Origin of the sequence: Candidatus Pelagibacter communis (genome assembly GCF_001180025.1) — a bacterium.
Classification (GTDB): domain Bacteria; phylum Pseudomonadota; class Alphaproteobacteria; order Pelagibacterales; family Pelagibacteraceae; genus Pelagibacter; species Pelagibacter ubique_A.
The window spans coordinates 185,297-195,050 of the sequence record NZ_CVSK01000030.1 but is presented as its reverse complement, the minus strand read 5'-3'; the positions used below and the strand labels follow the sequence as shown (position 1 = coordinate 195,050).

General features: G+C 30.1%; 11 protein-coding genes. 7 read left to right on the top strand and 4 right to left on the bottom strand.

Annotation, left to right across the window (positions count from 1 at the left end; genetic code table 11):
• The coding region (locus tag AMN83_RS01585) for an IMP dehydrogenase (RefSeq protein WP_179850399.1) at nt 1-621 on the bottom strand (621 nt) is incomplete at its 3' end.
• Nucleotides 622-692: 71 nt separating this feature from the next.
• A complete protein-coding gene (locus tag AMN83_RS01580) occupies nt 693-1,220 on the bottom strand; it encodes an adenine phosphoribosyltransferase (protein WP_075503821.1) in 528 nt (175 codons plus the stop codon).
• A 41-nt stretch (nt 1,221-1,261) separates the two neighbouring features.
• Between AMN83_RS01580 and AMN83_RS01575 the strand changes: the two genes are divergently transcribed.
• Complete coding sequence (locus AMN83_RS01575) at nt 1,262-2,134, top strand: S-methyl-5'-thioadenosine phosphorylase (protein WP_075503819.1); 873 nt, start codon at nt 1,262-1,264, stop codon at nt 2,132-2,134.
• On the top strand, nt 2,131-3,204 hold the full coding sequence (gene mtnA, locus AMN83_RS01570) for an S-methyl-5-thioribose-1-phosphate isomerase (RefSeq protein ID WP_075503817.1): 1,074 nt from the start codon (nt 2,131-2,133) through the stop codon (nt 3,202-3,204). Before AMN83_RS01575 ends, mtnA begins: the two co-directional genes overlap by 4 nt.
• Here the strand turns inward: mtnA and AMN83_RS01565 are convergent.
• Nucleotides 3,194-4,297 (bottom strand): DUF1015 family protein, encoded by a 1,104-nt coding sequence (locus AMN83_RS01565; RefSeq protein WP_082255099.1) that lies wholly within the window; start codon nt 4,295-4,297, stop codon nt 3,194-3,196. The two genes, mtnA and AMN83_RS01565, sit on opposite strands and share 11 nt — an antisense overlap.
• Nucleotides 4,298-4,305: 8 nt before the next feature.
• The gene (locus AMN83_RS01560; protein ID WP_075503813.1) at nt 4,306-5,667 is read right to left on the bottom strand and encodes a TrpB-like pyridoxal phosphate-dependent enzyme; all 1,362 of its coding nucleotides are present in this window, start codon (nt 5,665-5,667) and stop codon (nt 4,306-4,308) included.
• A gap of 56 nt (nt 5,668-5,723) precedes the next feature.
• On the opposite strand from AMN83_RS01560, the gene AMN83_RS01555 reads away from it, so the two are divergent.
• Genes AMN83_RS01555 through AMN83_RS01535 form a run of 5 tightly spaced genes read left to right on the top strand, consistent with a single transcriptional unit; the run spans nt 5,724 to nt 9,753 of the window.
• Nucleotides 5,724-6,383 carry a class II aldolase/adducin family protein gene (locus AMN83_RS01555; protein ID WP_075503811.1) on the top strand — a complete coding sequence of 220 codons (660 nt, stop codon included), beginning with the start codon at nt 5,724-5,726 and terminating at the stop codon, nt 6,381-6,383.
• Nucleotides 6,384-6,387: 4 nt separating this feature from the next.
• On the top strand, nt 6,388-7,428 hold the full coding sequence (speD, locus tag AMN83_RS01550; RefSeq protein WP_075503809.1) for an adenosylmethionine decarboxylase: 1,041 nt from the start codon (nt 6,388-6,390) through the stop codon (nt 7,426-7,428).
• 59 nt (nt 7,429-7,487) lie between these two features.
• Nucleotides 7,488-8,339, top strand: a complete 852-nt coding sequence (locus tag AMN83_RS01545; RefSeq protein ID WP_075503806.1) for a transporter substrate-binding domain-containing protein — start codon at nt 7,488-7,490, stop codon at nt 8,337-8,339.
• 44 nt (nt 8,340-8,383) lie between these two features.
• Nucleotides 8,384-9,076 carry an ABC transporter permease gene (locus AMN83_RS01540; protein WP_075503804.1) on the top strand — a complete coding sequence of 231 codons (693 nt, stop codon included), beginning with the start codon at nt 8,384-8,386 and terminating at the stop codon, nt 9,074-9,076.
• Nucleotides 9,076-9,753: an ABC transporter permease gene (locus AMN83_RS01535; RefSeq protein ID WP_075503802.1), complete on the top strand. Its 678-nt coding sequence runs from the start codon at nt 9,076-9,078 to the stop codon at nt 9,751-9,753. Before AMN83_RS01540 ends, AMN83_RS01535 begins: the two co-directional genes overlap by 1 nt.
• Nucleotide 9,754: the final 1 nt, after the last annotated feature.

Here is a 9,754-nt window from a genome sequence, read left to right as displayed (position 1 = left end):
AGCTGCATCAGCACATTCGATTACTGCACTTAATTGAGGGTAACCAACTCCAGTTTGGATTCTTGTAGTACAAACACTTCCAGGTCCAATTCCAACTTTAACAATGTCTGCTCCACTTAGAACTAATTCTTGAGTCATATCTGCTGTTACTACATTACCAGCAATTATTGTTTTAGTTGGGTATTTGTCTCTTACTGATTTAATAAAATTGGTGAAATGTTCTGTGTATCCATTCGCAACATCAATGCAAATAAATTTAAAAAAATTAAATTCTTTTAATACCTTGTCTAAATTTTGAAAATCTTCTTTTTTAATACCAACACTTAGTGCAATATTAGGATATATTTTTTTTATATTTTTATTTAGTTTAATTTTTTTAACGTCGTGTTGTTTGGTTAATGATGTGATCATTCCATATTCATTTAATTTTTCAGCAACACTTAGCTCTCCAACACCATCCATATTTGCTGCCATTATGGGAATACCTGACCATTCATTTTTGCTGTATTTGAATCTGTATGTTCTTAGAAGATTTACATCTTTACGACTTTTTAAGGTACTTCTTTTAGGCCTAAAAAGCACATCTGAATAATCTAACTTAAGCTCTTCTTCAATTCTCATTGATTATTAAGTTATAATCATAATAATTTATTTCAAACATTATATAGCCTGTGGATAAGTTTTTTGTTTTTCTAATGCCCTGGAAATTCAATTAAATTCTCAACTTTATAATTATTTTTAACCAAATTATCTGATCCACCTAGATCAAATAGGTTAATTACAAATACAAATGCTGAAACTTTACCTTTCGAAATCTCAACCAATTTTGCAGCTGCTTCAGCAGTTCCTCCTGTTGCAACAAGATCATCTATTATTAAGACTTCATCTTTTTCACTGATAGAGTCTTTATGTACTTCGATTGTTGCTGTTCCATACTCAAGTTCAAAATCTACAGAATGAACATCTGCTGGTAGCTTATTTTTTTTTCTTAACATTATAAAAGGTTTTTTAAGAATATAGGATACGGCAGAAGCAAAAACAAAACCTCTAGACTCAATAGCAGCTATTTTTGTAAAATTATATTTTTTGGACCTATCAATGATTTGATTTATCGTTTCCTCAAATGCATTTTCATCTTTAATTAGTGTTGTTATATCTCTAAATAAAATACCTTTTTTCGGATAATCAGGAATAGATCTAATATAATCTTTCAAATTCATAATAGTTAAATATAAAAGTATAAATAAATATATTTTTAATTATGACAACAAATAAATTAGCAATAATTGGTGGTAGCGGTCTTTATGATGTTGAGGAATTCAAAGATAGAGAATTACTTGATTTACAAACACCCTGGGGGAAACCTTCTGATCAGATTTTAAAAACCAAATATAATAGTAAGGAAGTTTATTTTTTACCTAGACACGGTAGAGGACACTTTGTTTCTCCTTCAAAAATAAATTTTAGAGCAAATATAGATGCACTTAAGCAATTAGGTGTTACAGATATTGTTTCAGTATCAGCTGTAGGTTCTCTTAAAGAAAATTTACCCCCTGGAAAATTTGTAATCATTGATCAATTTATTGATAGAACTTTTGCAAGAAATAAAACTTTTTTTGATGATGAAATTGTTGCACATGTATCAATGGCTCATCCAACCTCTAATGGATTAATGAATGCATGTGAAGAATCAATTAAAAAATCAAATATAGAATATCAAAGAAATGGAATATATGTTGTTATGGAAGGACCACAATTTTCTACATTAGCAGAATCTAATTTATATAGATCATGGAATGCAGATGTGATTGGTATGACCAATATGCCTGAAGCAAAATTAGCAAGAGAAGCTGAAATTAGATATGCATCTGTTTCTATGGTCACTGATTTTGATTGCTGGCATCCAGATCATGAAAATGTTGATGTTAAACAAGTAATTAAAGTTTTACTAGGTAACGCTGAAAAAGCAAAAGTTATGATCAAAAATTTAATTGATAATTTTGAAGATAATATTGACCCAAATGACCCAACAAACAATTGTTTAGATGTAGCAATTATTACTGCTCCAGAAAAAAGAACAAAAAAGACTATAGATAAATTAAAAACTGTAGCAGGCAGAGTTTTAAATAAATGAGAATAGAGGGAAAAGAGTATCGAACTATTTGGTTTGAAAATAATGTTGTTAAGATTATTGATCAAACAAAACTTCCTCACCAATTTGTAATCAAAGAATTAAAGACAGTTAAAGATGCAATTAATGCAATTAAAGTAATGGAGGTAAGAGGTGCACCTCTAATTGGTGGAACAGCTGCTTATGGTCTAGCTTTGGCAGTTCAAGAAAATAATGATTCAGAATTTATAAAAAAAAGTGCAAAAGAATTAATTCAATCAAGACCTACTGCTATTAATTTAAAGTGGGCTGTAGACCGAATGATAAAAAAATTAACAGGTATTAATAGTAATCAACTATTAAATGTTGCTTTAAATGAAGCAAAAGAAATATGTGATGAAGATGAAAAGTTTTGTGAAAATATTGGTGTTAATGGATTAAAAGTAATTGAAGAAATTTATAATAAAAAGAAAGACACAGTAAACATACTAACACATTGTAATGCAGGTTGGTTAGCAACTATTAATTGGGGCACAGCAACATCGCCAATTTACCATGCTCATAAAAAAGGAATACCAGTTCATGTATGGGTAGATGAAACAAGACCAAGAAATCAAGGTGCAAACTTAACATCATACGAATTAAACGAAGAGGAAATTCCAAACACAATTATTGCTGATAATACAGGGGGTATTTTAATGCAGAGGGGTGAAGTTGATATGTGTATTGTAGGTACTGACAGGACTTTATCTAATGGAGATGTTTGTAATAAAATTGGAACTTATCTTAAAGCATTAGCTGCTTATGATAATAACGTTCCTTTTTATGTGGCTCTTCCAAGCTCAACAATTGATTGGGACATCAAAGATGCAAAAGATATTCCCATTGAAGAAAGAAATTCAGAGGAATTATCTCATGTTGAGGGTATAGATGAGAATAATGAAATTAAGAAAGTTTTGATATACCCAACTAAAAGTAAAGCTATGAATTTAGCTTTTGATGTAACACCTGCAAAATATGTAACAGGTTTGATTACAGAAAGAGGAATTTCTGAAGCCTCATCTAATGGTTTAAAACAATTATTTAAGAAATAATTTTAGAGGATATTAATCCATCGAGTGGTTTAGGGTGAAACCATGTAGATTTTTGAGGCATATATTTTTTCTTTTCTGCAAAAGTTAAAACTTGTGAAATATTTGTGGGATATAATCTAAATGCTAAATTATACTCCTTAGAATTTACAAAATTTTCCAAAGTTTTTTTACCTTTAAAACCCGATACGAATTTAATATTTTTTTTATTTGTGAGAATTTTATTTAATATTAATTTTCTAAGGATTGTAACGTCTAATTCTTTTGATTTTTTAAAAAGTTTAATTGTATACCACTTTTTGTTTGCGTACATTTCAATTTGGTTTTGTTTGAGTTTCTTATTATTTTTAGAAATACTTAAATTGAAGTTTTTTGAAATTATTTTCTTAATTTTATCAAATTTAAAGCTCGTTTTTATAACTCTATTATAATCTAGTATATTTACCTGGTTGTTAGGAAAAGCAATTATCATAGGAGCAATTTTTTTTTTACTTTTTAGCATAGCCTGAATTCTATGATGTCCATCACAGATATATATTTTTCTAATATTTGTTAGATATTTTTTTAATAGTTTTTCAGTATTTGTTTCTTTAACAACCCAAAGTTCATGCCTACACTTGTCAGTAGATTTAAAATTATAGTCTGGCTTAAATTTAAAAAAACTCTTTAATTTTTTTAAAGATTTTGGCGTGCTTTTATATGTAGTATAAATTGGGCTTATTTGACTATTAAATTTTAATAATTGTTCTTTTCTTTTTTTAATCCTTTCTTTGAAAGTTTCTTCATGACCTAATATTTTTTTATCATCATAGTTATCTAAATTTATTTTTCCAACTAAACCGAGTAATTTTTTATTGTTGTGAGTAATTCTATATAAATAAAAATGATTAGATTTATCCTCTTGAAGAACACCTTTGTCTTTAAGTCTTTTAAGTATTTTTTTTGATTTATTAATTTTGGAAGTATTTAATAAATTAAGAAAATTTAATTTTTTATTTGGTTTGTAATTATCAATATAACTAACATTTGGAGAAGTGACTTGTTTTGCAAACTTTTTTTTAGGTCTTGTTCCGCAAAATGGTTTTATCAAACTCAATTTTTAAATTAAGCAATTTTTGGTAATTCTTCTAAAGCTTTATCAACACTTGCTTGATCAAATTTATCTTCAGCTAAATTTCCTTCAAAGAAATCACCATAAGCTTTCATATCAAAGTGACCATGACCACAAAGATTAAATAGAATTGATTTAGACTCACTGTTCTTTTTACATTCTAAAGCAGCATCAATAGCACCTTTTACAGCATGAGTTGCCTCAGGAGCAGGAACTATACCTTCGGTTCTTGCAAAACTTACTCCTGCCTCAAAACATTCTTTTTGACCATAAGCTTTTGCTTCTATTGCACCAATCTCCTTTAGATGACTAACCATTGGAGCCATAGCATGATATCTCAATCCACCTGAGTGTGTTGCTGGTGGAATAAATTGAGAGCCTAAAGTATGTGTTTTCATTAATGGCGTTAATCTTCCTGTATCACCGAAATCATAAACAAATTTACCTTTTGTTAGTGAAGGACAAGATTTTGGCTCACAAGCTATTACTCTAGTATTTTTTCCTTCTCTAAAATTTTTACCTATAAATGGAAAAACTAATCCTGAAAAGTTGCTTCCACCACCAGTACAACCAACCAAAATATCTGGATAATCATCAGCCATCTCCATTTGAAGCAAAGCCTCATTACCAACAATAGTTTGATGCATAAGCACATGGTTTAACACACTACCAAGTGCATATTTTGTGTCAGGGTTTTTTGCTGCCATCTCAACAGCTTCAGAAATAGCTATACCTAAGCTACCTGTATTGTTTGGATCTTTAGCTAATATAGCTTTTCCACTATCTGTTTCATCTGATGGACTTGCAACACATCTTGCTCCATAGGTCTGCATTACCAGCTTTCTATATGGCTTTTGCTCAAAACTAACTTTAACCATATAAACATCTAATTCTATTCCAAATAATTTACATGCAAAAGCAAGCGATGTTCCCCATTGACCAGCGCCAGTTTCAGTAGTTATTTTTTTAGTCCCTTCTTCTTTATTATAAAATGCTTGTGCAACTGCTGTATTAGGCTTGTGACTACCTGAAGGACTTACTCCCTCGTATTTGTAATAAATTTTTGCAGGTGTATCTAAAAATTTTTCTAATTTTCTTGCTCTATAAAGTGGAGAAGGTCTCCATTGTTTATAAATCTCTCTTACCGGTTCAGGTATTTCTATTTCTCTATCTTGAGAAACTTCTTGTCCAATTAGTGCCATTGGAAATAATGGAGCTAAATCGTCTGGACCTATAGGTTTAAGAGTTCCTGGATGTAAAACTGGATCTAGAGGTTTTGGAAGATCTGCAGCAATATTGTACCAAGTTTTTGGCATTTTGCTTTCTTCTAAAAAGTATTTAATTGTATCCGACATGTTTTATTTTTTATATAGTTTGTTATTTATCATCTCTAAAATCAAGTATTTTTTATATGAATAACAAAAAGCAAGAGGTTATTGAGTTTTCAAAAAGGCTAAATAGTACCAATTTATCCCCTCTAAGATCGGGCAACATTTCTGTTAGAACCCAAATTGATGGTGAAGATGGATTTTACATTACTCCATCGGGAATTAAATATGAAAACTTAAAAGAAGAAGACATAGTTTTTTTATCAAATGAAAAAGAATATGATTTTCTTAAAATTTTTAATTCTGGACTAAACCCATCTTCTGAGTGGAGGTTTCATCAAGACATTTATAAAAACAAAAGAGAGGCAAAGGCCATAGTTCACTCCCATTCAACCCATGCTACAGCTATTTCTACCCATAGAAAATCAATACCACCTTTTCATTACATGATAGCGTTAATTGGTGGTGATGATATCAAGTGTGCAGAATATGCAACCTTTGGTACAAAAGAATTATCTCACAATATTATTAAAGCTCTAAAAAATAGGAAGGCGTGTTTAATGGCAAATCACGGCCAGATTGCATTTGGAGATTCTTTAAACAAAGCATTTGAACTTGCACAAGAAGTAGAAAATATTTGCCATCAATACTTTCTTGCACTAAAACTTGGACAACCAAAGAATCTATCTTTTGCAGAAATGCAAAAAATATTAGAAAAAGTTAAGGGTTATAAAAAAGGATAATAAATTGACTAAAGTTGGAGAACATATAACTCTAGATATCATTGGAACCACTAAAGAGTATGATCCATCTGTTTTTGAAAAAGTAATTAACGAAATTGCAAAAGCTGCAAAAGTTTCAATTTTAAATATTTCTAAATATAAGTTTGAACCACAAGGATTTACAATTTTAGCATTATTGGCTGAAAGTCACATAAGTTTTCATACATTTCCTGAAAAAGGAATTATAAGTTTTGATTTCTTTACTTGTGGCAAAGTAAGTCCATCAGTTGCAATTGATATAATAAAAAAAGAATTTGAACACAAAAGAATAGTAAAAAAAGAATTTAATAGAGACACCAAATCTCTTTATCATGACATCTATAGTTCACCAGGCTTACAAAAATCATATGTAGTGAACGATGTTTTAGAAGATTTTAAATCAAAAGTTGGTCAACATATAGAAATTTTAGACTTGGAACAATTTGGTAAATCTTTATTTATTGATGGTGAAATACAAGTCGCGTCAACTGATGAGCATTTATATAGCTCAACCTTTGTAGGTTCTGGTTTAGATTTAAATAAAGACAATGAAAGAGCAGCAATTATTGGTGGAGGAGATGGAGGAGTTGCAAGAGAATGTGTTTCAAAAAATTTTAACTTTATCGATTGGTACGAACTAGATCCTGAAGTAGTCGATGTTTGCAACAAACATCTTGGAGATATTGGAAAAAAAGCAACTGAAAAAAATTCTGTAAAATGTGTTTGGGGTGATGCTTTCGAAAGTATTAAATCAGTAAGTGATGATACTTATGACCACATATTTGTAGATCTTAATGATGATCAATTTTGTATAGACTTAGCTGCAAAAAACATGGATTCACTAGTTAGAATATTAAAACCAAAAGGTGTGATCACTACTCAAGTAGGTAGTCAGGATAAAAAACCACAGCAGGTTGAAAATTGGTTAAATGTTTTTAATCAAAATTTTGGGAATGCAAAATTATCAAGAGTTTACATACCTAGTTTTGATTGTTCTTGGAATTTTTCTTCATCAATTAACCACTAATTTTTCTTTTTTCTTATTTAAATTTGTGAAATAATTCTTCTTAATTAAAGGAGAAAATAATGAATATATTCAAAAAAACTATTTTAACAGTTCTTGCTTCTTTATTTATCATAGGAAATGTTTCTGCTGAAAAAATAAAAATTGGAACTGAAGGCGCTTACCCTCCATGGAATTCAAAAGATGCATCAGGTAATCTTATTGGTTTTGAGGTCGAGCTTGCTAAAGAACTTTGCACAATCATGAAATATGAGTGTACAATTGTTGAACAAGATTGGGACGGTATGATTCCAGCTCTAGTAATGAGAAAGTTTGATGCAATAATGGCAGGAATGTCAATTACTGCTGAAAGACAAAAAACAATTACATTTTCACAAGGTTATGCTGATGAAGTAGCCTCTCTTGCAGTAATGAAAGGTTCAAGTTTAGAAGGTATGGATACACCAGAAGGAATTAATTTATCATTAGGTGGATCTGATGTTAAGAAAGCTCTTAAAACTTTAACCGGAGCACTTGCTGGTAAAACTGTTTGTACTCAAACAGGTACAATTCACCAAAATTTTTTAGAGTCTGGTGATGTTGGAAGTGTAAATGTTAGAACTTATAAAACTCAAGATGAGGTTAACCTAGATTTAACATCTGGAAGATGTGATGTTGCTTTAGCTGCAGCAGTAGCATTTACAGATTATGCAGACAAATCAGGTAAACCAGTTGTATTAGTTGGACCAACCTTTTCTGGTGGTGCATTTGGTAATGGTGTAGGTGTTGGTATTAGACAAGCTAGTGATAGTGCTATTGGAAAAAGAGATGCCAAAATCTTAAAAGACTTCAACAAAGCAATTAATAAAGCTAGAAAACAAGGAATTATTAGTAAACTTGCTATTAAGCACTTTGGTTTCGACGCTTCTATGTAATTCATTTCAGATCTGGCGACTATAATATATAGTCGCCAATCTATATGGAACTTCTCGCATTTGGTAAAACAGGTTGGGGGGATGAGTTATTTTACGCAACCCTGATGACAATTGCTGTATCGATTACAGCAATGTTAGTTGGTTTCTTTTTTGCATTAATTTTCACTCCTTTAAAGCTTTCAAAATATAAAACTTTAAATTTAGTTGGTAATTTTTACACTACAGTTATTCGTGGAGTTCCTGAACTACTAGTAATATACCTTTTCTTTTTTGGTGGTAGTGGAGCTATCATGTATGTAGCTTCTATTTTTGGTTATTATGAATACATAGAAATTAACGCTTTTATAACTGGTTCAATGGCTATTGGTATTATTTCTGGAGCTTATTCTACTGAAGTATTTCGGGGAGCAATTCAATCAATAGACAAAGGGCAGTTTGAAGCAGCAAAAGTTCTTGGAATAAATAGGTTTGGGCAATTTTATAAAATAATACTTCCTCAGATGTTAAGACTAGCAATTCCAAATTTAAGCAATGTTTGGCAAATAACTTTGAAAGATACTTCTCTTATTTCAGTAACAGGATTAGTTGAAATAATGAGGCAATCTTATATTGCAGCTGGCTCAACACGAGATCCACTGTTCTTTTATTCTTTTGCAGCAGTTTTATATCTGCTGCTTACTTACGTGAGTATGAAATTAATTAACAAACTAGAAGTTAAGTATAGCAGGGGGTATTAATGGATTTAGATTTAATGATCACTAGTTTCCCCAAACTTTTAGTAGCAACAGTAGTCACCTTAAAATTATTATCTGCATCATTATTTTTTGGATTATTCCTAGGTCTTTTCTTTGCAATTTTAAGATTAAATAAAAATATATTTATGAATAAATTTGCTTATGGTTATTCATATATATTTAGAGGAACACCATTATTGGTTCAGATTTTCATAATTTATTTTGGATTAGGACAAATCGAATATTTAAGAACAACTTTTCTATGGGTAATTTTAAAAGAACCTTATTGGTGTGCAATTATAGCATTTACTTTAAATACTGGAGCATATACTTCCGAAATTTTAAGATCAGCTTTTCAAACAATAAAACCAGGTATTATTGAAGCTGGAAAAAGTTTAGGAATATCAAACAAAATAATTTTTTACAAAATTCAAATTCCAATTGCTATTCGACAATCACTCCCAGCATATGGAAATGAAATAATACTAATGATGAAAGGGACTTCTTTAGCAAGTACAGTAACTTTGATGGATTTAACTGGTGTTGCTAAATATATAATTTCAACAACTTTTAAACCAATCGAAGTATTTATTGTTGCTGGTGGAATTTATTTGTTCATGACTTTTATCATCCATAATGTGATTAAATATTTAGAGAAAAAGTACAGCTTTCAACAATAAA